Genomic DNA, 26,390 nt, shown 5'->3' with positions numbered 1-26,390 from the left:
GCAGAAACGAAAAAAGCGCCCTGAAGGCGCTCTTTCGACAGTTTTGAATCACTTATTTCAGCAGTTCAGCGGTCATATGCACGCGGTTACCGGAGTATGCGGAAGTGATTTTGTAATCACTGGCGCCAGCCTGCTGAGCCTGAGCGGCGATTTTTGCTTCTGCGCTTTCCAGAGTAGAGCCCGTCGCGGTAACAGACTGAGCGGCGAAAGAACCGAAAGAAGTAGCGAGAGCGATAACTGCGACAAAAGTTTTGATGCTTTTCATGATATAAACCCTTTAACTTAGTTGTTTGAGTAAGGCACCGTGCCTTGATGTGATAAATAATAGGCCGGTATTCGAACAACTAAAAGCGGAAGGATTTGCTATTCTTTTTCAAATTTACTGAATAAAACTCCACCTGTCATCAAACGCCGTGGATGCGTATAAATTGTCGCCTTGCCCGGCTTGCAAAAACCCACCAGCGTCAGGTTACAGCGCTCAGCCACGTCAACCGCTAACGTGGTGGCAGCGGAGACGGCAAACAGAATTTCAACGCCGCACATCGCCGATTTCTGCACCATTTCATAGCTGGCGCGACTGGAGACCAGCACCGCGCCCTGCTGCCAGCTTTCGCCTTCCGTCGCCCGGCGCCCCAGCAGTTTATCCAGCGCGACATGGCGACCGACATCTTCATGCCCGCCCGCTAATTCACCGGACGGCATCGCCCACGCCGCCGCGTGAGTACAGCCGGTAAGCTGACCGACCGGTTGAAAATCAGACAGATGCTTCAACGCGCGATCAAGATTCGCCAGGTCAAAGGTTTGGGTAAACGGGAGCGGCGTAATGGGTTTGCCGATGTCATTCAGCTGCTCCACGCCGCAAACGCCGCAGCCGGTACGCCCGGCCAGGGCGCGACGACGTTCTTTCAGCCCCATAAAGCGGCGGCTGGAAAGCTCAATCTGCACTTCAAGGCCGTTGCAGGAAGGAACGACGTCCATGCCATAAATATCCTGCGGACATTCAATAATGCCTTCCGACAGTGAAAAACCGATCGCGAATTGTTCCAGATCTTTCGGCGTAGTCATCATCACTACATGGGAAATGCCGTTATAGACCAGCGCGACAGGAACTTCCGTCGCCAGCATATCCGGTTTTGATTGCGTCAGGCACCCGCGCGTCCAGACGGCATGAGAAACAGCGCCCTCCGGGGATGAATTTTGATGGTCAGACAAAGCAGCTTCCTGGTATGGACTCACGATAAGAGAGATTGCGTTCAGGCAGGATGAGAGCGCCTTTGCGCATTTAACTGCGGTTATTGTCCTCCATTATTTTTGTGAGGTCAAAACCGGGGCAAAACCGCCCCGGTCGGCAGGATGAGAACGCTAGTTAGCCGCGAGAGCGTCAAACGACACGGTGTAGGTTTCTTCCAGATCCTGCGTATTGCTGGTCTGGAAAGCTTTATCGGCAAGATAAGTGGTGATCATCAGTGTTGCAACCCACTGTTTTCCTGCCACTTCCTGGCCGTTTACCGCAGCAGCGGACATATCCGGCAACAGCGTCATTTCCGCAGCGCCGCCCGATACCTGCGCCGCGCCGCGGGGAACCGAAGCCAACTGAACGGGAGCGTTATCGACTCTGGCATTTTTCATTTTAATCGACATCGCGCCGTTGTCAGAAAACTGCCAGGCCTGTCCCTGCCGGGCGGGGCCATCCACAAAGAGCCGAATTTTATGTTCATCAGTACAGATGACGGAGACCTGTAACTCCCGGGTGACGGAGGCATAACCGTGATACATATTCCCGGCGTATTCGGTGCTCCCCTCCCTCATATCCTCCCTGCGGAACCGCCCATAGTCGACCTGTTTTGTCGAAGATAAAATCTGACAGTCGCCTTCTTCCGCCAGTGCGGATGGCGCATTCCCACACAAGAAACCCGCCAGTAATACAGGCATAAAAACGCTAAGGTGTTTCATGGAGCCAGCTCCCTGTTTCATTAGAGACATTTCCCTTTTATCTCCTCGTAGAATTTCTGCGGATCGGCTTCCGGCAGGGTGTAGTTCAGTTTGCATCGTCCACCGTCCACCTTCGCATACAGCTGATGGCTTGCTGAGATATCATTCAGGAAGATCAAACCGTCCTCTGGCGCGGAAGTGATGTATTCCCCGGCGTCGTTGACAATGGAGACGCCTTTCGGCAACGGAGTACCGTCTGCACGCATGACAGAGAGCAGCACGCGCCGCTGACTCAGCGTGGTGAATTGCCATTTCGCGACCGCCCCGTGCGACGCTTTAATCGCCGTCCGGCCATTATTGACGTCAAGATTGCCCGGAAGACTTTGGGTATTGAGTTCCAGCGTACTTTCATGGAACGGCGTCAATGACGGGACGACGGCCTGGCCCCATTTATCGGTCCAGACGGGCCCGCGCGACGTCACGATTTCGATACCGGCAACAGGCTTGTCCAGTTGGGTAATGGCATACGTGTCCGCGACCGGATACGGTGAGAAGGTCACGCCATCGTCATGCGCCACAATGCCGCCACTCAATGCGGCAGAGTAGTTCGTATTGCTGTCGTTATCGCCGCCAGCCGCCACGGACAGCGTGGTATAGTGAAGATTGCTGTTGAGCGAGCTATCCCAGTCGGTAACACTTTCGTCCTGATCGCGAGACACGCCGACCGTGTATTGGTTGTCGTCATTCAGCGACCCCATCGCCCGCGTGCCATAAGAGCTTCTTCCTTCACTCTCGCGATACCACGAGTTCGTTGAAACACCGGTACGGCCTAACGGAACAGAAACGTTCACGTAGAACATATCGCGATCGCTCTCATCCCCACGACTGATATCCGATTCCCAGTTCACGCTGACGCTGAAATATTTATAGGTTTGCGACCAGGAAGAGATAATGCGGCGGCTATTATAGTCGCTGTCCCAGGCCTCATTACGGTAGTAGCCGAGCGAAAAACGCCCCAAAAGCGTATCCGACCAACTGACCGCGACGTTCGTATCGTATTTCGTTGGGGAGTAATCATCGTCGTCGCTATACAGTTCCTGCATTTCGCGATAGTCCGCCGTGCCGTAGCTGCCGCCCAGCGAAATCCCCATCCCCCAGGGCAAGGAATACCCAAGATCCAGCGTGGTTTTGTGCCCATCAGTCTGGCTACGGTTATCGATCGACCCAAGAAACCCGAGCGAGGCATATAAATTCTGTACGGGAACGGTATCCACATTGGCAGAGAAACCGTAATAGTGGTTATCCGCCATCACCATTCCGGCCATGAGATTCATACGATTATTCACTGACCAGCCATCAGACGCCGACACAATCCAGGGCTGCTCAAAATTCGTGTCCATATCTTCCGCACGCCCCACGGCCAGAGAAAAGCCCGGCGCCCTGCCGACATGGTTGCTACGAAACGTGCTCGCCGATACGGTAAAATGGCTCTCGCTTCCATCGGTCTCCGTCACCGTGACATTCAGGTCGGTGTTGAGGTTAGCAATGGGCACATCGGTTAAGGTAAAGGGGCCAGCGGGAACAAGCGTTGAATAGATGATCTGCCCGCCCTGGCGAATATCCACGCGCGCCTGAGAATATCTGGCGATCCCCGTCACCTCGATGCCGCTCCCCTCGTTCGGCAGCAGGGTATTATCCGGCATGACTTGCACACCGTAGACCGATGGAATACTAAAGCGGCTGTTGGCAATGTTGATTTGCCCGCCCTGCACCATCACGCCATAGTCGGCAAAAGTGCGTTGCGCGTAGGTATAATACGAGTCGGTCTCTAATTCCTGGTCGCTGCCGTCGCTGACGAATTGTGTGCTGCGCACAATCCAGTCACCCGCATTAAAACCAAGTTCAAACGTTGACTGAAAGCGGTCTGAATTATCGCCGTCATATTTATAATGCGTGCCAAACATGGAGTAATTCAGCATTGCGGCATGACCACCGCGAACGTCCGCGACCTGTCGGTTATTATCTGGATCAATCGCTTCCTGCGGAACAACCAGCGACATTTCTTCTGTTTCAGGCGTAGCGCTAACGGTTGCCGTAGACCAGTATTGATGGATCAGCGGGCAGGTTTCTCTTTTTATTTTCGTGACGAGTCCTGCGCTTTCCAGAAATGCTTTATCAATACAGGGCTGCCCTTCCTCATTAAACTTAACCGACATGACACTGTGTTTCTTGCCATTAATAATAACGGTCACATTATGGACACCAGGAGTGAACCGGGACGCTAAGGAATAATAATCAGCAATCACAGGATCGAGACCATTAGATTCTAATGCATCAGTATCAAATACCGCTCTCGCCAACTCCATCGTTCCAGTAGAGGTCGGCATTATTTCCGCCCGTATACTGAAAGCGATTGCCGTCAGACAAAACACAATAATTCCTTTTTTAGCGGAACCGCGAATCATAACCACTCCATGTGTTTTACAATAAACTGAGATTAATTATTTTATTTCTGCGACAAAACTCTTCGCCTTATAGCCATAGCGCGTAGCAGGATACATTTCGATATTTTTATCCAGTGCGGATAATGTAGTCGAGGCATGGGCACTTATTGTTTCACCCGGCAGAATATAAGCCTTTGGTAAATCAGCGTGCGCGCCTGATGGCAATAATTTTACTTTCTGCTCCAGACGGATAACATAAGGCGTTTTATTTTCCACGCTGAGTTTTCCGCCGCGCATATGCCACTGGAGATCTTTCCACGGCTCCATATTCACGTCTAAACCCGAAGGATGAATAATGACGGGAAGGTTTTGGCTAAAGACCACTTTAACTTTGTTTTTATCCCGTTGCGGGATGGTCGTAAAAATAACGCGCTTCAAATGCTCAACTTTTAACGGCTCCGCGCTATTTTTAAGAACGAATCGCACACGTTGCGTCTTACCGGCATCAACACGCGTAACGGGTTGCGTGACAATCAGGCCAGGCTGCGGATCGTCTGGAAGATTGACGATTTTGGTATACAAGAGCTGGGCATCAGCATCGGTGTTTTTAACATCCATACTGCCGCCTTGCTCTTCTTCATTAATCAGCAGCAGCGACGTGTCGGGCACCATCCCGGCAGCCAGACAGTTAAATGACGCCAATAAACAGGCGCAGATTAATGTTTTCTTGAAGGAAAGCATAATATTAGTCCATTAATATTCATAACTGCTCCCCATAGTAATATGGGGAGCATCTACGATACGTGCAGTGTAATTACAGATATACCAGCTCTACGGTGGTTAAGCCGTCAAGCGTCGCTTCATCGGTAATTTGCAGATCGTCTGTCGGGTTGATAATCGCGGACACACCGACGTTAAAGTTGACTTTTGTTTGCGGTTCTGGCGCATCAGCCGAGCTTTTACCAAAGCTGTAAACCTCGCTGTTATTATTTATAATCTGCATATAGCTGTTGCCTGCTTTTGTTCCCCAGGTAGTGCCGTCATTTGCTGAGAAATAGGCAATCAGGTTATCGCCATTGCCGTTAGTCAGCGTTCCTGAATCAATCTGAATACCCAGCGCATATGCCCCAATTTTCTGGCTACCGTACAGCCCCAGGCCAAAAAGATAATTAGCAGAAGAAATGAAATCAGTCGATGCGAAATTAATGGCATAACCGGTGGTCGGTACAGAAGCGCTATGCATATCAGTAAAAGAAACGCCGACACGCGTATCTTCTTCACAGGTAATGGCGACTGGCACGGTTTTAATGTCAGGCAGTGCGGTTGGCGCAGTTGAATTTAATGACGCCACTTTGATGGTGCCAAAATCAGCGATACCGCCGCCGCTTGGGAATGACGGAATACAGGAAGCAGGAACAATTTTCCCTGATACTTTAATATCAACGCTCGGTGCCGCCATAACGGAAGAAGCCGTCAGCGCCAGCACAGACACCATCAGGCTTTTTTTAAAAAAAACATTCATTTTTATTTCCTTATAAAAGAAGCCACTTTATATAATGATGACCTCTGCATATTTCAAAAAATTGACATGACACCAACATACAATATTGGTTGGCGAAATTTATCATTTGTCAAAAAACCATACAATCGAAAGATTATTTTTAAGAATTTATTCCAGGAAAATCCTCAAAGGAAATCCTTATATACATTCACCAGACATATATAAAGATTCATATAAAAGATTAAATCCCGTTATTGTATAAATAATAAATATTATCTACCGCCAGAAAAGTCGATCCATCCAGAACTACCGATAAAGAATGCTGATACCTCATCTCTTTTCGAACAACAACACAATTATTTAACATAGTGATGATTACGCAGCGAAATTTATTAACTCCAAAGTATTAGTTCCTGCTTTTTCGGTTGCAAAGATCGTCAGTCATTATGCATCAATGTGATAAACATCACATTTTCATGTTGCCATCATGAAAACTCATTCACTTTTATTTAACCGCAACAGAACACACCTACCAACATTATGGTATCCTGAGTTATATCCCTCCCGGAACTGAGGGAATGCGCAAATTCTTCCCTTTGCGGCCGGTTTCATGGTGGTCCGCAAAGTAAAACTACATAGCAATGTCGAAACAAGGAGCAAACCATGCAGGTCAGCAGAAGGCAGTTCTTTAAGATCTGCGCTGGCGGTATGGCAGGCACCACGGCGGCGGCACTGGGTTTCGCACCCAGCGTAGCGCTAGCGGAAACACGGCAATATAAATTGCTGCGCACCCGCGAAACCCGTAACACCTGCACTTACTGTTCCGTTGGTTGTGGGCTGTTAATGTACAGCCTCGGCGACGGTGCAAAAAACGCCAAAGCATCTATCTTCCACATCGAGGGCGATCCGGATCATCCGGTCAGCCGTGGCGCGCTTTGCCCGAAAGGGGCCGGTCTGGTGGACTTCATTCACTCCGAAAGCCGCCTGAAATACCCGGAATACCGCGCGCCAGGTTCAGATAAATGGCAGCAAATCAGTTGGGATGAGGCATTCGACCGCATCGCTAAACTGATGAAAGAAGACCGCGACGCCAACTACGTTGCGCAGAACGCCGAAGGCGTGACCGTTAACCGCTGGCTCTCCACCGGGATGCTGTGCGCTTCCGCATCCAGTAACGAAACCGGCTATTTAACGCAAAAATTCTCCCGCGCGCTCGGTATGCTCGCGGTCGACAACCAGGCGCGTGTCTGACACGGACCAACGGTAGCAAGTCTTGCTCCAACATTTGGTCGCGGTGCGATGACCAACCACTGGGTCGACATGAAGAACGCCAACCTCATCGTGGTGATGGGCGGTAACGCCGCTGAAGCCCACCCGGTAGGGTTCCGTTGGGCGATGGAAGCTAAAATTCACAACGGCGCGAAGCTGATTGTGATTGATCCTCGCTTCACGCGTACGGCGTCGGTGGCCGATTTCTATGCCCCTATCCGTTCCGGTACTGACATTGCCTTCCTGTCAGGCGTACTGCTGTACCTGCTGAACAACGAAAAATACAACCGCGAATACACCGAAGCCTATACCAACGCCAGCCTGATCGTGCGTGAAGATTTTGGCTTCGAAGATGGCCTGTTTACGGGCTATGACGCGGATAAACGCAAGTACGACAAAACCAGTTGGGCCTACGAACTGGATGAAAATGGCTTCGCTAAACGCGATACCACGCTGCAACATCCTCGCTGCGTGTGGAACCTGCTCAAGCAGCACGTTTCCCGCTATACGCCGGAGGTGGTGGAAAATATCTGCGGTACGCCGAAAGCCGATTTCCTGAAAGTATGCGAATACATTGCGGAAACCAGCGTCAAAGATAAAACCGCGTCGTTCCTGTATGCCCTCGGCTGGACGCAGCACTCCATCGGCGCGCAAAACATCCGCACGATGGCGATGATCCAACTGTTGCTCGGCAACATGGGGATGGCTGGCGGCGGCGTCAACGCGCTGCGCGGTCACTCCAACATTCAGGGGCTGACTGACTTAGGGTTGCTGTCGCAAAGCCTGACGGGTTACATGACGCTGCCCAGCGAAAAACAGACCGACCTGCAAACCTACCTTGCCGCCAACACGCCAAAACCGCTGCTGGAAGGTCAGGTCAACTACTGGAGCAACTACCCGAAATTCTTCGTTTCTATGATGAAAGCCTTCTTTGGCGATAACGCAACGAAGGAAAACGACTGGGGCTTCGACTGGTTGCCGAAGTGGGACAAAGGGTACGACGTCCTGCAATACTTCGAGATGATGAACGAAGGCAAGGTCAATGGCTATCTCTGCCAGGGCTTTAACCCGGTCGCCTCATTCCCGAACAAAAACAAAGTGGTTGCGTCACTCTCTAAACTGAAGTTCCTGGTGACTATCGACCCGCTCAATACCGAAACGTCCACCTTCTGGCAAAACCACGGTGAGTCGAACGATGTTGATCCGTCGAAAATCCAGACCGAAGTGTTCCGTCTGCCGTCAACCTGCTTTGCCGAAGAGAACGGCTCTATCGTCAACTCCGGCCGCTGGCTGCAATGGCACTGGAAAGGCGCGGATGCCCCCGGCGACGCCGTAACCGACGGCGAGATCCTGGCCGGTATCTTCTTACGCCTGCGTAAGATGTACGCCGAGCAAGGCGGCGCGAACCCGGAACAGGTGCTGAATATGACCTGGAACTACTCCACGCCGCATGAACCGTCTTCGGAAGAAGTGGCGATGGAAAGTAACGGTAAGGCGCTGGCCGATCTTATCGACCCGGCAACGGGTGCGGTGATCGTGAAGAAAGGCCAACAGCTCAGCTCGTTCGCCCAGCTACGTGACGATGGCACCACCTCCAGCGGATGCTGGATTTTCGCCGGTAGCTGGACGCCGGAAGGCAACCAGATGGCGCGCCGCGATAACTCCGATCCGTCAGGCCTCGGCAATACGCTGGGGTGGGCATGGGCATGGCCGCTGAACCGCCGCATTCTGTATAACCGCGCCTCCGCAGACCCACAGGGCAACCCGTGGGATCCGAAGCGCCAAATCCTGAAATGGGACGGCGCGAAATGGGGCGGGATGGATATCCCGGACTACAGCGCCGCTGCGCCGGGTAGCAACGTCGGGCCGTTCATCATGCAGCCGGAAGGGATGGGTCGCCTGTTCGCGCTCGACAAGATGGCGGAAGGGCCGTTCCCGGAACACTACGAGCCGTTTGAAACGCCGCTGGGGACGAACCCGCTGCACCCGAACGTTATCTCCAACCCTGCCGCCCGTATCTTTAAAGGCGACGCAGAGGCGTTGGGTAAAGCCGATAAGTTCCCTTACGTCGGAACAACTTACCGTCTGACCGAGCACTTCCACTACTGGACCAAACACGCGCTGCTTAACGCTATCGCGCAGCCGGAACAGTTTGTGGAGATCGGCGAGAAGCTGGCGAACAAGCTCGGCATCGCGCATGGCGATACCGTAAAAGTCTCCTCCAACCGTGGCTATATCAAAGCCAAGGCGGTAGTGACCAAGCGCATTCGCACGCTGAAAGCAGACGGCAAGGATATCGATACCATCGGTATTCCTATTCATTGGGGCTACGAAGGGGTGGCGAAAAAAGGCTTTATCGCCAATACGCTTACGCCATTCGTCGGTGATGCGAACACGCAGACGCCGGAGTTCAAGTCCTTCCTGGTGAATGTGGAAAAGGTGTAACGGAGACGACCTATGGCTTATCAATCGCAAGACATCATTCGTCGTTCCGCGACTAACGGTTTCACTCCCGCGCCACAGGCGCGGGATCACCAGCAAGAGGTGGCGAAGCTTATCGACGTCACCACCTGTATTGGCTGTAAAGCCTGTCAGGTGGCCTGTTCGGAATGGAACGATATTCGTGATGAAGTGGGCAGCAACATCGGGGTGTACGACAACCCGGCTGATCTGACCGCAAAATCCTGGACGGTGATGCGCTTCTCGGAAGTGGAGCAAGACGACAAACTGGAATGGCTTATCCGTAAGGATGGCTGTATGCACTGCGCCGATCCGGGCTGCCTGAAGGCATGTCCGGCAGAAGGGGCTATCATTCAGTATGCCAACGGCATTGTCGACTTCCAGTCTGAACAGTGCATCGGCTGCGGCTACTGCATCGCCGGTTGTCCGTTCGATGTGCCGCGCCTCAACCCGGACGACAACCGCGTTTATAAATGTACGCTGTGCGTTGACCGCGTGGTGGTGGGGCAAGAACCGGCCTGCGTGAAGACCTGCCCGACTGGCGCTATCCATTTTGGTTCCAAAGAGGCGATGAAGACGCTGGCAGGCGAACGTGTGGCTGAGCTGAAAACCCGTGGTTACGACAATGCAGGTCTGTACGATCCGGCGGGCGTCGGCGGTACTCACGTCATGTACGTGCTGCACCATGCCGACAAACCGAATCTGTACCACGGTCTGCCGGAAAACCCGGAAATCAGCGCGACGGTGAAATTCTGGAAAGGCATCTGGAAACCTCTCGCAGCGGTCGGCTTTGCTGCGACCTTTGCGGCCAGCATCTTCCACTATGTCGGTGTCGGTCCGAACCGTGCAGATGAGGAAGAAGACAATCTGCATGAAGAGAAAGACGAGGTGCGCAAATGAAACGACGTGACACCATCGTGCGCTATACGGCGCCGGAACGCATCAACCACTGGGTAACCGCCTTCTGTTTCGTACTGGCGGCGGTGAGCGGACTGGGCTTTTTGTTCCCGTCCTTCAACTGGCTGATGCATATCATGGGCACCCCACAGCTGGCGCGCATTGTGCACCCGTTCGTGGGCGTGATCATGTTCGCCTCATTCATCATCATGTTTTTCCGTTACTGGCACCACAATCTAATCAATCGGGATGATATCTTTTGGGCGAAGAATATTCGTAAGATCGTCGTCAACGAGGAAGTCGGCGACACCGGACGTTATAACTTCGGCCAGAAATGCGTATTCTGGGCGGCGATTATTTTCCTGGTCCTGTTGCTGGTCAGTGGAGTGATCATCTGGCGTCCGTATTTTGCGCCTGCTTTCTCAATCCCGGTGATCCGATTCGCGTTAATGCTGCATTCATTTGCCGCAGTAGCGTTAATTGTGGTTATCATGGTGCACATTTACGCCGCCCTCTGGGTGAAAGGCACCATTACCGCGATGGTGGAGGGATGGGTAACCCGGTCATGGGCGAAGAAACATCACCCGCGCTGGTACCGTGAAGTCCGCCAGAAACAGGAAAAGTCATCTGAATGAGTATTCGCATAATCCCGCAAGATGAGCTGGAGAAGAGCGAGAAACGTACGGCGGATATGATTCCGCCGTTATTGTTCCCCCGGCTCAAAAATTTGTATAACCGCCGCGCCGAGCGTCTGCGCGAGCTGGCCGAAAACAACCCGCTGGGCGATTACCTGCGCTTTGCCGCGCTGATCGCACATGCCCAGGAAGTGGTGCTGTACGACCATCCGCTGGAGATGGATCTGACCGCGCGCATCAAAGAAGCGAACGCGCAGGGCAAACCGCCGCTGGACATTCACGTTTTACCGCGCGATAAGCACTGGCAGAAACTGCTGCATTCGCTGATTGCTGAGCTGAAACCGGAGATGAGCGGCCCCGCGCTGGCGGTAATCGAAAATCTGGAGAAGGCTTCGGAACAGGAACTGGAGCAAATGGCGAGCGCGCTGTTTGAGTCCGATTTTGCCTCCGTCAGCAGTGATAAGGCCCCGTTTATCTGGGCGGCGCTGTCGCTCTATTGGGCGCAAATGGCCAGCCTGATCCCCGGTAAAGCCCGTGCGGAGTACGGCGAACAGCGTCAGTATTGCCCGGTATGCGGCTCAATGCCGGTTTCCAGCATGGTGCAAATCGGCACCACGCAGGGTCTGCGTTACCTGCACTGCAACCTGTGCGAAACCGAGTGGCATGTGGTGCGCGTCAAATGCAGCAACTGCGAGCAGAGTCGCGATCTGCACTACTGGTCGCTGGATAACGAACAGGCGTCGATTAAAGCAGAAAGCTGTGGTGACTGCGGTACTTACCTGAAAATTCTGTATCAGGAAAAAGACCCGAAAGTGGAAGCCGTCGCCGACGATCTCGCCTCACTAGTGCTCGACGCGCGCATGGAGCAAGAGGGCTTTGCCCGCAGCTCCATCAACCCGTTCCTGTTCCCGGGCGAAGGGGAGTAATTCTGACGTCAGGTCGGGTGGCGCGTGCCGCCCGGCTTATAAATGGTAAGGCGTAATGACTCCCGGAATCCCCGCGAAGTCCTTTGTATTGCGCGTCACGAGCGCAAAACGATGAATGTGCGCTGTAGCCAGAATAACCGCATCCGGCAACTTCATCCCGTATTCCTGCCTGAGACTGACACTTCTTTCGGCAATATCCTGTGAAACGCCGATAACGTTAAAAGCGCTCAATGCTATACGTGTGCGGGATTCCTGATGGTATTTTTTTGCCCCTACCATCACTTCCATCCAGGTAATGAGACTAATGGCATTCTGGGGTGAGTAAGCTTCGAGAGCCTTCTTCGCTTCACCACGCCCGCTAAATAAATCAATGAGAATATTGGTGTCAAACAACACCGGACCTTTAATCATCACCACTCCTCGCGAAGTTTCCTTTCGTATTCAACGCCATCTTCTTCGCAACCTTGCCAGAGCCCCAGCGCATCGGAAATAGTGGTTTCGGCTTGTCCCTGCCTTTCCAGGTATTGTTCAACTGCTTCGCGTAATAGCTCTGCTCGCGGAAGATTACGCTGTTGTTTGAGGTCATCAAGCCGCTTGATAACCTCATCTGATAAATCAAGTAATATTCTGCCCATTTCCATTCCAGCCATCATACTCATATATACCTCCAGTATATCATTGGCGATTAATTTTCAAACAACATACACCGATGAAAGACCAGAAAAAAGACTTTATGAGCGCGATTTTTGCTTTTACGAGCCGCTTTCCAGAATTGCAACCTCGTCAGCACTCCCCGTTTCTTTTCGCTAAAAACCAGGTTATAACGCTGTATATCCATACAGATTAAGGGGGAAAAATATCGAATAAAGGAGGATTACCCCCTTTATCCTACTCTTCCTCGTTGCCGCCCTCTTCATAAGGGCCAAACGGTTTTGCCGGCAATACGATATAAATACCTTCAAAAACTGCGCCTGACGTCTCGTCGCCAAACAACTCCACTTGCAGTTGCACGCGTGCTTTACGGCCTCGCGCCAGCCTGTCCAGATCGCCGCTCAACGACCCCAGATCGGCAATTGCGCTGGGTTTGCCGCTGATGGGCCTGCTGTAGCGAATATGCGCATCGGCGAGAATAATCGTACCGCCCAGATGACGCTCGCGTAGCATGAGCCAGATCAGCCCCCAGCCGGTAAGCGTTGCCAGTGAAAACAAACTCCCGGCAAACAACGTGTGGTGCGGATTCTGATTGCCCGTTTCAGGCATGGTCGTAATAAATTTCTGACCAGTGTACTGCTGAATGCGCACCCCCATTTTTTCACTTAACGGGATGTGCTCATACCAGGCCTGCTGAAGCTGCCCACACCAGTCGCCTCGGTGCAGAATGTCATCCAGCGTCGCGACCGGTTTAATCATCAGAAAATGGCGAACCGGCGTGGTTTGCGGGGTCGTGATTTCCCCTTGATTCACAAAGCCAAGTTTGGCGAAGAACGCTACCGCATCTTCACGGGCGCTACAGGTGACGCGTTTTACCCCTTCCTGGCGCGCCACGGACTCCAGTGTCATCGCCATCAACGTTCCCAGACCTTTATCCTGAACAGACGGTTCAACGGCCATGAAACGAATAGAGGCTTCGTTATCCGCATTGATATACAAACGCCCTACCGCAACCAGGTTCCCCTCTTCATCCACCACCATTTGATGATGTGCCATCGCATCCCAGGCATCGCGTTCGGAACCTTTCGGCTGGTGGAGCGGTTTGCGCAGCATTTCCCAGCGAAACTGGTAGTAACGTGCTAATTCTTCTTCTGTTTGCGGTACTCGAAGGTGATACATAGCTGTACTCTCTCTTGTTACCCGCGGCCACGCCGGAAGCTGGCTCATACCTGTAGCCAGAACGTTACGGGGCCATCATTGACCAGCGAGACCTGCATATCGGCAGCGAAACGTCCGGTTTGCGTGTTCATTTCCTGTTGGCGGCAGCGCTCAACAAAGTATTCATACAGCGCTTCAGCGCGATCCGGCGCGGCGCCTCTTGAGAAGCCCGGTCGCATACCGCGTTCAGTATCGGCGGCCAGCGTAAATTGCGACACCACCAGCACGCTTCCCCCCGCCTGTTGCACGTTGAGATTCATTTTGCCTTCGGCATCGCTAAAAATTCGATAACCGAGCACGCGCTCGCACAGGCGATTCGCTTTCTGTTCGTCATCATCCCTTTCGACACCTAATAACACTAAAAGTCCCTGGCCGATTTCACCCGTCACCTCGCCCTCCACGGTGACGCTGGCACGGGTTACGCGCTGAATTAATGCAATCATGATTGGTCTGCTTCTTCTTGTTCTGCGGCTTGTTTGAGTTTGCGGTATTCCCCGAGAGTGACAGTTATTTCGGCACCAAGCAAGACGATACACCATGTCCAGTACACCCAGACAAACAAAATGGGGATAACCGCCAGCACGCCGTAAATCAACTGATATGACGGGAACATGGTGATATAAAGCGCGAATCCTTTCTTTCCTGCTTCGAACAGTACCGCTGCGACAAAAGCGCCGACGACGGCATCGCGGTTTGGTACGCGCGTGGTCGGCACAATGCTGTACAGCAGCCAGAACGAAATCCAGGAGAGAATCAGAGGGAATACCCTCAGGACGTTATCGATAACCGTGTTGAGCTCGCTGGCCCAGCGCAGAGAAAGCAGATAGGAGCTGATCGCCAGGCTGGCGCCCGCCAGCAGTGGCCCCAGGGTCAGAATCATCCAGTAAACGGCGAAAGAATACACCTTTGGACGCGTGCGTTTGCTACGCCAGATGGTGTTCAGGGCGCTGTCGATGGCATACATCAGCAACAGCGCCGTGACGATCAGTCCACAAGCGCCTACCGCCGTCATTTTGTTGGAATTTGCGACGAACTGCTCAATATAACGCTGAATAACATCTCCCGTCGCCGGGATGAAGTTAGCAAAAATAAAATGGCGTAACTGGAGGCTGACATCGGAAAACATGGGAAAGGCGGCGAAAAGCGCAAAAACGACGGCGATCAACGGCACTAACGAAAGCAACGAGACATAGGCCAGGTTCCCCGCCAGGGTGGTCATATTGTCCTCGTCAATGCGCTGCCACAACAGTTTAAGCCAGGCCCTGACTGGACGCGTATGATGCCTGGCTTTTTGATGCACGTTTTTTAACATAACAACTTCGCGAAATAATCCGGGATGGTCGTTTTATCCGTCACCAGAATACTGGTGATCCCCAACTGGTTAGCCCCTTCTATATTATCGGCGTTGTCGTCAAAAAAGACCGTATCGGCGGAGGAAAAACCTTCTGTCTGCAAAACATGCTGGTAAATCCGCACCTCAGGTTTACGCATGCCCAATTCCTGAGACAGATAAATATGATCGGCAGCCTGGCGAACTTCAGGGTATTCATCCGGCCAGAAGGTCGTATGCAGACGGTTGGTATTAGACAATACGACGACACGATGCCCCTGCTCGCGAAGCTTATGCATGATGTCGATAACCTCGGGCCGTAATGCGACAAATACCGCCTGCCAGCCGTGGGAAAATTGCTCATAGCTCAGCGGTAACGCCATCTCATGGCACAGCGCTTCTGCGAAGGCTTCATCAGTGATCTCCCCCCGCTCATGCTGATGAAACGCCTCTCCCATCGTAAAACTTTGCTTCAACGAAGCCAGCGGGACACGGCTCAGGTCACTCCATGCACCTAACACGCGGTTGAAGTCGATATCGACAATCACATTACCTAAATCAAAGATATAGAGCATGATCCTCTCCTTGCAAGCCGTGGATGAATAACTGTAGCGGGAAAGGAGGAGTTTGACTATGCGCCGGACAGGGAAAAAATCGACTAACGCAACCGGAAAAAAGGCGATGCAATGCATCGCCTTAACACTTTTCGCCGGATGGCGGCTTTGCCTTATCCGGCCTACAAAACAGCCCGTAGGCCCGGTAAGCGGTAGCGCCACCGGGCGACCTGCCGGATGGCGGCTTTGCCTTATCCGGCCTACAAAATAGTCCGTAGGCCCGGTAAGCTATCCACCGTTATGGTTCAGAAGCTGTATTTCACCCCCAACATCGCTGCGGTATCGCTGTAACTGTTGTCGCCTACCTGCTGAGCTACATTCCCCCACACCTGCAAACGCGGGTTAATTTGCCCTTCCACACCAACTTTCAACTCACCAATATTTTTAGTGCCGCTGATTTCATCCCGGATCGCCCCCATCTGGACGCTCTGGTTATGGGTATTGTGGAGCCAGTTTGCTTCAACAAACGGCTGAAACTCGCGGTCTTTGCCATCATCAATGGCGTTATGCCCCTTCAGGTATGCGCGCACACCGAGTCGGGTCATCAGGTTGCCGTCAGTTTTGTCTTTCACCTGAGTGCCGTTGCTTTCACGGTGCGAGTCAGCCTGCACGTCCATCCAGGTCACCTGGGCTTTTGGCTGGAGCCAGTAACTCGTACGCTCGCTTTCGCCTATCAGGAAGGTGTATCCCCCTTCGATGGATGCCGTGATACCGTCAGATTTGTATTTTTCACTGGCAAGATGGTCACCCTGCACGGTGTTATCAAACCAGTTATAGAGCACCCAGCTATCCAGATACGTCCCGGTTTTATCCGCTTCATTCGCATACCACGTCGCATACACCCCCGCGCTGTAGCCGCTCACATGACCGCGTGAAGCGTAGCCATTATGGGTGTTATGCGTTTTACTTTTCTGATTGGCGTAACCTGCCATCACCCCCAGATGCCAACGGTCGAGGCCATCGCTGCTCCACTGCGCCAGGTCGCCGCCAATCTGCAATACATAGCGATTAGCCTGCGTTTTCAGCTGCTTGCTGCCATCAGTAAAGCGCATATGACCACCTACGTTACGCATCCACATGCTGGTCACTTTCTGCTCGCCCGTTAATATGTCGGTGTACTGGGTTTCACCCAGGCGATCGTGCAGACGGGTGATAAACAGCGTATTGGCAGCATAGTTGTTCGCCAGATAGCTACCAAACTCCGGGCGGTATTGATGTTCACCAGGTTCAGGCGCTGGCGGCAGCGGTGGCTCTGGTGGCGCAGGGGGATCAACAGGATCGACCGGTCCTGGTGGCGTTGGTGGTTCCACGGGATCAACCGGCCCTGGTGGTGCCGGCGGGTCCACCGGGTCAACCGGTCCCGGCGGTGTTGGTGGATCGACTGGGTCCGGGTTTTCTGGTTCCGGCTCCGGCTCAGGTTCTGGTTCTGGTTCTGGCTCCACCGGGCTTAGCTGGCTGGTGAGATACCAGTTACTGGCATTTTTCACCACGTCATAGTCATAGCCGCCCGCCACAATACGTCCGGCTTTGGTGAACGTTCCGTCGGAAACGCCCTCAACGTCCACAATCTCAATGCCGTTAAGGGTCAGATCGCCCACACCGCCGATGTTATTGATGCCTACGTTGGTATTGCCGGAGGTATCCCCTTTGACGATCAGTTTATCGGTAAAAGAGTCATCGCCTTCAAGCACGGTGTTCAACACCAGTAACGCATCTGTGCCGGTGTAGTTGCCCATCACGGTCAGGGTTTTAAAGGTACTTTCGTCATCGCGGGACACGCCATCTGCGCTATAACGCAATGTGGCCTGGTTCAGCGTCAGAGTAGAGACCACAGAGTTACCGGTCATCGTCCATTCGCTGTTTGCACCGTTTATATCCAGATCCAGCGTACCATGGTAGTTCGCGTTACTATTTTGTTGTGAAGAATCCGTTTGCCCCACAAAACGGCTCCCCTCTTCCATCCGCAGATCCATCGTACCGCCGTAATATGCGCGTAAATTTCCTTCAATGTCGTATACGCCAGAGCCAGCACTATCGGTAGCATAATCCCACGAGCGAACCAACGCCTGTGAACCATAGGCGTAAATGGCATAAGCGCCGCTATCAGTAACCTGAATTTTACTATCACCGCTAAGGTTTACCGTTGCAGAATCAGTAGATGAATACGCATAAACGCCATGTGCGCTCACGCCGGAGGTTTTCAAATCCACATTATTAAGGTTTATTAACCCCTTACGGGCCACATATACCGCATGAGCACTACGCCCTGACGTCGCGACTGATGCGGTGCCATTAACCGTAATACTCGCATCGCCTTTTGCTGTACCTGTAAATTGCGCGGGATCTCTACCTGCATAGATCCCGTATCCCGTATTCGCGCCACCAGGACCACGGGTAACAATATCAGTATCACCATGGATAATTATTGATGACTGGGCGTTGTCTTTATTCGCAGACGCGTTGGCGCGTAACCCCATTCCATCTTCAGCATCAACCGTTACATCACCATTGACTTCAACAATTGAATAATCAGCCTGTAATTCGCGACCAATATTTATTCCATCAGCACTACTTCCTGTTGCGGTAATATAGATATTATCTGCGACCAGTTTACCGCCTGCATTTTTAGAGTGGATTCCATCTGCTGCGGTGCCTGTTGTATTGATAACCAAATTTTTAAATTTATAGCCAATGTTATCAATATAGACACCCCAGCCAGTTAATCCTGAAGTAGTTCCTTCTGAGGTAGTATCAATACGGACTTCATCAAATCCACTGTAATCCCTTGCAGCTCCTCCGAGCGGATTACCATAGTGATATATAGTTGTATTGTCACAAAATAGTTGTGCGGTAGACGTGTAACTACATCCTGCTACAGCCTGCCCGCTCAACGCCAGCGCACTGGCAATACAGAGCGCGAGCTTTGCCGGGATCGGCGTTTTTTGAATAAGACGAGAAGATTTCATGAGAGCCACCTTTTCCGTAAGGCTTTTTTATTCGGATAAAAGCATCAAAGACGCGTGCATAAGATATTTATAAAAGGCGAAATCCATCCGCTCATCTTTAAATAGTTAAAGAGTCAGAGTTCAAAGGCGTAATGAATTGTCACCTTAGCAGAATAAATACAAGTATTCATTTAATCTGTCAATGTACGGCAGGGGCTCATGAGATAACAGTAAATAAAATGCACCTTATTTATTGGCATTATTCTTAATAACTATTTTTATAAAATAAAAGCATCTCCGGCAGGAAAATAAACGCCTTATAAAACAACAGCTATCAGGGTAACAATAAGCAGGCGGTTTTTATTTTAAGATTTTTATATCACCACCAGGATGATTATATATTTAGCAAAAAGGAGAAAAAGAACCGTCTAAAAAGACGGTTCTGTTTATAACCCCTTCAGACTAACGTTGCGTCATCCTGGCCTGGGCTAACCTGGACGATCTCAACCTGCTGTGACTGAAGCAGGTTATGCAATGCCGGGCCAGGGTACTCATCAGTAAACAGCGCCGTTACCTGCGACACGTTGCCAATCTCTACCGCTGCGGAAGCATGGTATTTCGTATGATCGGCAGCAAGGAGGATATGCCGGGAGTGAGCCATCATGGTTTTCACCACGCTGGCTTCATTGACGTCAAACTCCAGCAACGCGCCATCGCTTTCTATCGCACCGACGCTGGTGACAAGATAGTCCGCACGAAACCCCGCCACAAACGCCGTCGCAGAAGGGCCGATAATGCCGCTGTTATGCGGGCGAAGCGTTCCGCCAAGCACCATCACTTCAAAACGCGGATTATTGTACAGAATATGCGCCACACGCAGGCTGTTAGTGATAATTCGCAGATGATTGTGGTTTAACAGCGCCCGCGCTACCTGCTCAACGGTCGTACCAATGGTGATAAAGACCGTGGAGCCGTCTGGAATATAGTCCGCCACCGCTTCCGCGATGGCTTTTTTCTCTTCCGTCCAGGAGACTTCTCGCTGCTCAAAGGCGGTATTCACAACGCTGGAAGCCCGTCCCGCGCCACCGTGATGACGCGTAATCAATCCCTGATCGCTCAGTTTGCGGATATCGCGACGTACGGTCTGCGTGGACACATCCAGCAGGCCAGCCAGTTCGTCAATATTCATGTAACCGCGCTCGCCAATCAGCGCCAGCAACTGATCATGCCGTGGGTTACCGGTCAGTTCAGTAAGACTCATGCAAATTCCTCGAAAAACCATTGCCTTACATTTTATACAAAAAGTGACAGAAAAGATCGGGTTTGATCACAGTCAGGGATTCCGGCACGCCCGCCAGGTCGGGTGCATTTCAGTGCGGCCACGCCGCTGGCAAACCTGACGGCCTCTTCGACTGGCGTTCCACCCGCCAGGCTAAAGGCGAGCGCACCGTGAAAAACATCCCCCGCGCCGGTGGTGTCGACCACCTCTACCGGGAATCCGGGTTGATGCCGGAAGACATTATCGTCTAACCAGTCGCATCCTTCACTGCCGCGCGTGACATAGACATGTCCATTTGTGAGCATTTGTGATTTTTTTAACGCGCTTACGGTATCCTTTATTCCCGTCAGGCGCGTCAGACCCGGTTCAGAGAAGGCGGCATGATCGCTTAACGCCACCAGCTCGCTGATGTCCTGTGGCGTCACATCGCCATCCAGAACCGTCATGACTCCGGCCCGGCGCGCCAGCGTGAACGCCCGTTTCGCTCCTTCATGCCAGCGAACATCCGCCAGCACCACATCCCATTGAGAAAAGTCGATCTCATTAAGCCAGTCAGCGTCATGCAATAAATCCGGGCTGGGATAATTGACGATAATCCGCTCCCCTTTCGCATCGACGATGACCGCAGACTGTGAGGACTTCGCCCCCGCGTAACGCCGGGTATAGCGGGTATTTACCCCCAGGGATTCCAGCTCCGCCAGCAGGCTGTTTCCGGTGTCGTCATCTCCCACACGCCCAATAAAGTCCACCTGCGCCCCCAGTTTCGCCGCAGCCACTGCGGCAGTTGCAGCAGGCCCGCCGCCCACTTCCGTATAACGTTTCGCCACATATTTACCTCCTTCAGTCGGTAAACCTTCAACGTAATAGATGCGATCCATCACGGTGATACCCACACAAGCAACACGAATCATGGTCATTCCTTAAGCATTTCGGGATGCGATTATTTTAATTTCGCAAAATGTTTAAAAAGTGACGGCTGTCAATTTTTTGACCATAAATTACAAATACGATCAAAAACAGACAAAATCAGCGTCACGCAAGTGACAAAAAATGACATCCACGTTTCAGGAGAACGATATGGCAGTGATTGCATTTGTCGGATTAGGCCAGATGGGTTCGCCCATGGCGAGTAATTTGCTCAAGCAGGGCCATCAGCTCAGCGTCTTTGATGTGAACCCCGACGCCATACAGACCCTGGTGGAAAAAGGCGCTCGTCCGGCCAGCAGCCCGGCGCAGGCGGCGAAAGAGGCCGAGTTTGTCATCACAATGCTGCCTAATGGCGATCTCGTTCGCAGCGTGTTATTCGGCGATCAAGGCGTTTGCGAAGGCTTGTCGCAGGACGCGCTGGTGATCGATATGTCCACCATCCATCCGCTACAGACGGACAAACTTATCGCAGATATGCGCGCCAGAGGGTTCAGCATGATGGATGTCCCGGTCGGTCGAACATCCGATCACGCCATTGCGGGGACGTTGCTATTACTGGCAGGCGGCAGCGCAGAACAGGTGGAGCGCGCAACGCCGGTACTGATGGCGATGGGCAATGAATTGATTAACGCTGGCGGCCCCGGCATGGGGATTCGCGTAAAGCTTATCAATAACTATATGAGCATCGCGCTGAATGCGCTTTCTGCCGAAGCCGCCGCGTTATGCGAAGCGCTGGGCCTCTCCTTCGACGTCGCGTTAAAAGTGATGAGCGGAACCCCGGCAGGCAAAGGCCACTTCACCACCTCCTGGCCGAACAAAGTGCTGAAAGGCGACCTTTCTCCCTCCTTCATGATCGATCTGGCGCACAAAGACCTGGGGATTGCGCTGGATGTTGCCAACCAGCTGCATGTGCCGATGCCGCTCGGCGCCGCATCCCGTGAAGTTTATAACCAGGCTCGCGCCGCCGGTCGTGGGCGGGAAGACTGGACAGCCATTCTCGAACAGGTGCGTAACAGCGCCGGATTACCGAACAAATTCAAAATGTAACGACTGAATAAAGGAAAACTGAATGAACAACTACACCATCAAAGACATTACGCGCGCATCCGGCGGCTTTGCCATGCTGGCGGTCGATCAGCGTGAAGCGATGCGCTTAATGTTTGCAGCTGCTGGTGCGAAGTCTCCTGTTGCCGACAGCGTACTGACGGATTTCAAAGTGAATGCCGCAAAAGCGCTGTCTCCTTATGCCTCCGCCATTCTGATTGACCAACAGTTCTGTTACCGCCAGGTGGTGGAGCAAAACGCGATTGCGAAAAACTGCGCCATGATCGTCGCCGCCGATGCGTTCATCCCCGGCAATGGCATTCCTGTCGATAGCGTCGTCATTGATAAAAAGATCAATCCACAAGCGATAAAGCAAGATGGCGGTAAAGCGCTAAAACTGCTGGTGCTCTGGCGCAGCGATGAAGACGCCCAACAGCGTCTTGATATGGTCAAAGAATTTAATGAGATGTGCCACAGCAATGGTCTGGTGAGCATTATCGAACCGGTTGTGCGCCCACCTCGCTGTGGCGATAAGTTCGACCGCGAACAGGCCATCATTGATGCCGCAAAAGAGTTGGGCGACAGCGGCGCGGATCTCTACAAAGTTGAAATGCCGCTGTACGGAAAAGGCGCACAGCACGACCTTCTCGCCGCGTCACAGCGCCTGAACGAGCATATCAATATGCCGTGGGTCATCCTCTCCTCCGGTATTGATGAAAAATTGTTCCCTCGGGCGGTCAGAGTCGCAATGACTGCGGGCGCATCTGGTTTTCTGGCGGGTCGCGCCGTCTGGTCATCGGTGATTGGCCTGCCGGATACCGAACTGATGCTGCGTGATATTTCTGTGCCTAAGTTGCAGCGTTTGGGTGAGATCGTCGACGAAATGATGGCCCGCCGTCGTTAATGTGAGGATGAAAGCATGAAATGGTTTAACACGTTGAGCCACAACCGCTGGCTGGAGCAAGAAACCGATCGCATTTTTGACTTTGGGAAAAAATCCGCAGTACCTACCGGTTTCGGCTGGCTGGGAAATCAGGGACAGATCAGAGCGGAGATGGGTACGCACCTGTGGATTACCGCCCGTATGCTGCACGTTTATTCCGTTGCTGCATCAATGGGCCGTCCGGGCGCATATCAGTTAGTCGACCATGGTATTAACGCGCTGAACGGCGCGTTACGCGATCGGCGCTACGGCGGCTGGTATGCCTGTGTGAACGATGAAGGCGTGATGGACGCCTCCAAACAGGGATATCAGCATTTCTTCGTCCTGTTAGGGGCGGCAAGCGCCGTCACCACGGGCCATCCACAGGCCAGAAAACTGCTGGATGACGCGATCGAGGTCATCGAAAAATACTTCTGGAGCGAAGAGGAGCAGATGTGCCTGGAGTCCTGGGACGAAGCCTTCAGCCAGACCGAAGATTACCGTGGCGGCAACGCCAACATGCATGCCGTAGAGGCTTTTTTGATCGTGTACGACGTGACCCACGATCGTAAATGGCTCGACCGCGCGCTGCGCATCGCCTCCGTCATTATTCACGATGTGGCCCGCAACGGCGACTACCGCGTCAACGAGCACTTCGATGCGCAGTGGAACCCCATCCGCGATTACAACAAAGATAACCCTGCCCACCGTTTCCGCGCTTACGGCGGCACGCCGGGGCATTGGATCGAGTGGGGTCGCCTGATGCTGCACCTGCATGCGGCCCTGGAAGCGCGTTTTGAAACTCCTCCCGCCTGGCTGCTGGAAGATGCCAAAGGGTTATTCCACGCCACCCTTCGCGACGCCTGGGCGCCCGATGGCGCAGACGGCTTCGTCTACTCCGTGGACTGGGACGGCAAACCGATTGTACGTGAAAGAGTACGCTGGCCGATTGTGGAAGCAATGGGCACCGCTTACGCCCTGTATACCCTCACCGGCGATAGCCAATACGAAGCCTGGTATCAGAAGTGGTGGGATTACTGCATCACTTATCTGATGGACTACGAGAACGGTTCGTGGTGGCAGGAGCTGGATACCAATAACCAGGTGACCACCAAAGTATGGGACGGCAAGCAGGATATTTACCACCTGCTGCACTGCCTGGTGATCCCGCGCCTGCCGCTGGCGCCGGGGCTGGCACCCGCCGTTGCTGCGGGCCTGCTGGATAGCAACGCGAAATAACAATATGACATGCCGGATGGCGACGTTAAGGCGTCTTATCCGGCCGACGAGCGCCATGCTAACCGTAGGCAAGAGCGCTGCCGTCCGGCAACATTGAGGATAGAAAACTTATGCATACCCTACACAATATCACCCTGACAACAACCGATGACGGCTTCACCCTGAGCTGGCAAGATCGTCTGTTGCTATCCCACAGCGCAGAAAATCCCTGCCTGTGGATCGGCGCCGGCGTCGCCGATATCGACATGTTTCGCGGTAATTTCAGCATAAAAGATAAGCTGAATGAGAAAATCGCGCTGACTGACGCAACGATAAGCCAGTCCCCGGATGGCTGGTTGATCCATTTCAATCGCGGCGATGCCATCAGCGCGGCGTTACACATCGCCACCGATGAGGCGGGCCGCCTGACGCTGAAACTGCAAAACAGCGATCTTACCCATAACCGCATCTGGTTACGCCTGGCCGCCCAACCAGAAGATCACATCTATGGCTGCGGCGAACAGTTCTCTTATTTCGATTTGCGCGGCAAGCCTTTCCCGCTCTGGACCAGCGAACAAGGCGTCGGGCGCAACAAAAACAGCTATGTCACCTGGCAGGCGGACTGCAAAGAAAACGCGGGCGGGGATTACTACTGGACCTTTTTCCCACAGCCCACTTTTGTCAGCACGCAAAAGTACTACTGCCACGTCGATAACAGCTGCTACATGAATTTCGACTTTAGCGCGCCGGAATACCATGAGCTGGCGCTATGGGAAGACAACGCCACCCTGCGTTTTGAATGCGCCGACAGCTACATCGCCCTGCTGGAAAAATTGACGGCGCTGTTAGGCCGCCAGCCGGTGTTGCCGGACTGGGTTTACGACGGCGTGACGCTCGGCATTCAGGGCGGCACCGACGTCTGCCAGCAGAAGCTGGACACCATGCGCAACGCAGGCGTGAAGGTGAATGGCATCTGGGCGCAGGACTGGTCCGGCATCCGCATGACCTCTTTCGGCAAACGCGTGATGTGGAACTGGAAGTGGAACAGCGACAACTACCCGCAGCTGGATACCCGTATCAAGCAGTGGCAAGAAGAAGGCGTGCAGTTCCTCTCCTACATCAATCCTTACGTCGCCAGCGATAAAGATCTTTGCGCCGAAGCGGCCAGACACGGTTATCTGGCAAAAGACGCTGCGGGCGATGACTATCTGGTTGAGTTCGGCGAGTTTTATGGCGGCGTCGTGGATTTGACCAATCCTGAAGCCTATGACTGGTTCAAGAATGTCATCAAGAAAAACATGATTGAGCTGGGTTGCGGCGGCTGGATGGCGGATTTCGGGGAATACCTGCCAACCGACACTTACCTGCATAACGGCGTCAGCGCGGAAATTATGCATAACGCCTGGCCGGCGCTGTGGGCGAAATGTAACTACGAAGCGCTACAAGAGACCGGCAAGCTGGGCGAGATCCTGTTCTTTATGCGTGCGGGTTATACCGGCAGCCAGAAATATTCCACCATGATGTGGGCGGGCGATCAGAACGTCGACTGGAGTCTGGACGACGGTCTCGCCTCCGTGGTGCCTGCCGCATTGTCGCTGGCGATGACGGGTCACGGTCTGCATCACAGCGATATTGGCGGTTATACCACCCTGTTCGACATGAAGCGCAGCAAAGAGCTGCTGTTGCGCTGGTGTGACTTCAGCGCCTTCACCCCGATGATGCGTACCCACGAAGGGAACCGCCCCGGCGATAACTGGCAGTTTGATGGCGACGCGGAAACTATCGCCCACTTTGCCCGTATGACAACCGTCTTTACCACCCTGAAACCGTATCTCAAACAGGCGGTGGCGCAGAACGCCAGAACCGGTCTGCCGGTCATGCGCCCGCTGTTCCTGCACTACGAGGACGATGCGCAGACCTACACCCTGAAATACCAGTATCTGCTGGGTCGCGACCTGCTGGTTGCACCGGTCCACGAACAAGGACGCCGCGACTGGACGCTATATCTGCCTGAGGATAACTGGATCAACGCGTGGACGGGCGAAACGCTTCGCGGCGGCGAGATTACCGTGGATGCGCCGCTCGGCAAGCCTCCGGTCTTTTACCGTGCAGAGAGCGAGTGGGCATCTCTGTTTGCCTCTTTACGCACTATCTAATACGGCTCGCCCGTGGGGAAAC

General features: G+C 53.1%; 23 protein-coding genes. 8 read left to right on the top strand and 15 right to left on the bottom strand.

Features of this window, described 5'->3' with window-relative positions; genetic code table 11:
• Positions 1 to 52: 52 nt before the first annotated feature.
• From OGX81_RS00235 to OGX81_RS00210, 6 genes are all read right to left on the bottom strand, one after another.
• Entirely contained in the window at positions 53 to 265 is a 213-nt protein-coding gene (locus OGX81_RS00235; protein WP_012133908.1) for a YdgH/BhsA/McbA-like domain containing protein, read from the bottom strand.
• 98 nt (positions 266 to 363) lie between these two features.
• Entirely contained in the window at positions 364 to 1,146 is a 783-nt protein-coding gene (gene fdhD / locus OGX81_RS00230) for a formate dehydrogenase accessory sulfurtransferase FdhD (RefSeq protein WP_315970122.1), read from the bottom strand.
• A 216-nt stretch (positions 1,147 to 1,362) separates the two neighbouring features.
• Positions 1,363 to 1,953, bottom strand: a complete 591-nt coding sequence (locus OGX81_RS00225) for a DUF1120 domain-containing protein (protein WP_058669137.1) — start codon at positions 1,951 to 1,953, stop codon at positions 1,363 to 1,365.
• A gap of 20 nt (positions 1,954 to 1,973) precedes the next feature.
• The gene (locus OGX81_RS00220; protein WP_058668375.1) at positions 1,974 to 4,397 is read right to left on the bottom strand and encodes a fimbrial biogenesis outer membrane usher protein; all 2,424 of its coding nucleotides are present in this window, start codon (positions 4,395 to 4,397) and stop codon (positions 1,974 to 1,976) included.
• A 36-nt stretch (positions 4,398 to 4,433) separates the two neighbouring features.
• Positions 4,434 to 5,117 (bottom strand): fimbria/pilus chaperone family protein, encoded by a 684-nt coding sequence (locus OGX81_RS00215; RefSeq protein ID WP_012133912.1) that lies wholly within the window; start codon positions 5,115 to 5,117, stop codon positions 4,434 to 4,436.
• Between the two features lie 73 nt (positions 5,118 to 5,190).
• A complete protein-coding gene (locus OGX81_RS00210) occupies positions 5,191 to 5,898 on the bottom strand; it encodes a DUF1120 domain-containing protein (RefSeq protein WP_047459869.1) in 708 nt (235 codons plus the stop codon).
• Between the two features lie 642 nt (positions 5,899 to 6,540).
• Between OGX81_RS00210 and fdnG the strand changes: the two genes are divergently transcribed.
• From fdnG to fdhE, 4 genes are read left to right on the top strand one after another with little or no spacing between them, the layout of a single operon-like run.
• Positions 6,541 to 9,591 carry a formate dehydrogenase-N subunit alpha gene (fdnG, locus tag OGX81_RS00205; protein ID WP_115591159.1) on the top strand — a complete coding sequence of 1,017 codons (3,051 nt, stop codon included), beginning with the start codon at positions 6,541 to 6,543 and terminating at the stop codon, positions 9,589 to 9,591.
• A 12-nt stretch (positions 9,592 to 9,603) separates the two neighbouring features.
• Complete coding sequence (gene fdoH / locus OGX81_RS00200) at positions 9,604 to 10,506, top strand: formate dehydrogenase O subunit beta (protein WP_012133916.1); 903 nt, start codon at positions 9,604 to 9,606, stop codon at positions 10,504 to 10,506.
• The gene (gene fdoI / locus OGX81_RS00195) at positions 10,503 to 11,138 is read left to right on the top strand and encodes a formate dehydrogenase cytochrome b556 subunit (RefSeq protein ID WP_049011887.1); all 636 of its coding nucleotides are present in this window, start codon (positions 10,503 to 10,505) and stop codon (positions 11,136 to 11,138) included. The genes fdoH and fdoI overlap by 4 nt, the downstream gene beginning before the upstream one ends.
• Positions 11,135 to 12,064: a formate dehydrogenase accessory protein FdhE gene (fdhE, locus tag OGX81_RS00190; RefSeq protein ID WP_047459875.1), complete on the top strand. Its 930-nt coding sequence runs from the start codon at positions 11,135 to 11,137 to the stop codon at positions 12,062 to 12,064. The genes fdoI and fdhE overlap by 4 nt, the downstream gene beginning before the upstream one ends.
• A 36-nt stretch (positions 12,065 to 12,100) precedes the next feature.
• On the opposite strand, the gene OGX81_RS00185 is transcribed toward fdhE, so the two are convergent.
• The 9 genes from OGX81_RS00185 to OGX81_RS00145 form a co-directional block, all read right to left on the bottom strand.
• On the bottom strand, positions 12,101 to 12,475 hold the full coding sequence (locus OGX81_RS00185) for a type II toxin-antitoxin system VapC family toxin (protein WP_012133919.1): 375 nt from the start codon (positions 12,473 to 12,475) through the stop codon (positions 12,101 to 12,103).
• A complete protein-coding gene (locus tag OGX81_RS00180) occupies positions 12,475 to 12,717 on the bottom strand; it encodes a ribbon-helix-helix domain-containing protein (protein WP_160880417.1) in 243 nt (80 codons plus the stop codon). Before OGX81_RS00180 ends, OGX81_RS00185 begins: the two co-directional genes overlap by 1 nt.
• Positions 12,718 to 12,952: 235 nt before the next feature.
• Complete coding sequence (gene fabY / locus OGX81_RS00175; protein WP_024130670.1) at positions 12,953 to 13,894, bottom strand: fatty acid biosynthesis protein FabY; 942 nt, start codon at positions 13,892 to 13,894, stop codon at positions 12,953 to 12,955.
• A gap of 44 nt (positions 13,895 to 13,938) precedes the next feature.
• Complete coding sequence (dtd, locus tag OGX81_RS00170; RefSeq protein WP_047459887.1) at positions 13,939 to 14,376, bottom strand: D-aminoacyl-tRNA deacylase; 438 nt, start codon at positions 14,374 to 14,376, stop codon at positions 13,939 to 13,941.
• Positions 14,373 to 15,245 carry a virulence factor BrkB family protein gene (locus tag OGX81_RS00165; RefSeq protein ID WP_012133924.1) on the bottom strand — a complete coding sequence of 291 codons (873 nt, stop codon included), beginning with the start codon at positions 15,243 to 15,245 and terminating at the stop codon, positions 14,373 to 14,375. Before OGX81_RS00165 ends, dtd begins: the two co-directional genes overlap by 4 nt.
• Entirely contained in the window at positions 15,239 to 15,838 is a 600-nt protein-coding gene (gene yihX / locus OGX81_RS00160) for a glucose-1-phosphatase (protein ID WP_104867942.1), read from the bottom strand. Before yihX ends, OGX81_RS00165 begins: the two co-directional genes overlap by 7 nt.
• Positions 15,839 to 16,122: 284 nt before the next feature.
• Positions 16,123 to 18,843, bottom strand: coding sequence for an autotransporter outer membrane beta-barrel domain-containing protein (locus OGX81_RS00155; RefSeq protein ID WP_104867943.1), 2,721 nt, complete (start codon positions 18,841 to 18,843; stop codon positions 16,123 to 16,125).
• Between the two features lie 436 nt (positions 18,844 to 19,279).
• A complete protein-coding gene (locus OGX81_RS00150; RefSeq protein WP_104867944.1) occupies positions 19,280 to 20,083 on the bottom strand; it encodes a DeoR/GlpR family DNA-binding transcription regulator in 804 nt (267 codons plus the stop codon).
• Between the two features lie 32 nt (positions 20,084 to 20,115).
• Positions 20,116 to 21,012, bottom strand: a complete 897-nt coding sequence (locus tag OGX81_RS00145; RefSeq protein ID WP_104867945.1) for a sugar kinase — start codon at positions 21,010 to 21,012, stop codon at positions 20,116 to 20,118.
• A gap of 166 nt (positions 21,013 to 21,178) precedes the next feature.
• Between OGX81_RS00145 and yihU the strand changes: the two genes are divergently transcribed.
• The 4 genes from yihU (at position 21,179) to OGX81_RS00125 (ending at position 26,368) form a co-directional block, all read left to right on the top strand.
• A complete protein-coding gene (gene yihU / locus OGX81_RS00140) occupies positions 21,179 to 22,075 on the top strand; it encodes a sulfolactaldehyde 3-reductase (RefSeq protein WP_024130674.1) in 897 nt (298 codons plus the stop codon).
• A gap of 22 nt (positions 22,076 to 22,097) precedes the next feature.
• On the top strand, positions 22,098 to 22,976 hold the full coding sequence (gene yihT, locus OGX81_RS00135; protein ID WP_104867946.1) for a sulfofructosephosphate aldolase: 879 nt from the start codon (positions 22,098 to 22,100) through the stop codon (positions 22,974 to 22,976).
• A gap of 15 nt (positions 22,977 to 22,991) precedes the next feature.
• Complete coding sequence (yihS, locus tag OGX81_RS00130) at positions 22,992 to 24,233, top strand: sulfoquinovose isomerase (RefSeq protein WP_047459905.1); 1,242 nt, start codon at positions 22,992 to 22,994, stop codon at positions 24,231 to 24,233.
• A 110-nt stretch (positions 24,234 to 24,343) separates the two neighbouring features.
• Positions 24,344 to 26,368 (top strand): alpha-glucosidase, encoded by a 2,025-nt coding sequence (locus OGX81_RS00125; RefSeq protein ID WP_104867947.1) that lies wholly within the window; start codon positions 24,344 to 24,346, stop codon positions 26,366 to 26,368.
• Positions 26,369 to 26,390: the final 22 nt, after the last annotated feature.

It is taken from the genome of Citrobacter sp. CK206 (assembly GCF_030333125.1).
Taxonomy (GTDB): Bacteria; Pseudomonadota; Gammaproteobacteria; order Enterobacterales; family Enterobacteriaceae; genus Citrobacter_B; species Citrobacter_B koseri.
Note: the sequence above shows the minus strand (reverse complement) of the source record. Positions and strands in the feature narration are given on the sequence as shown.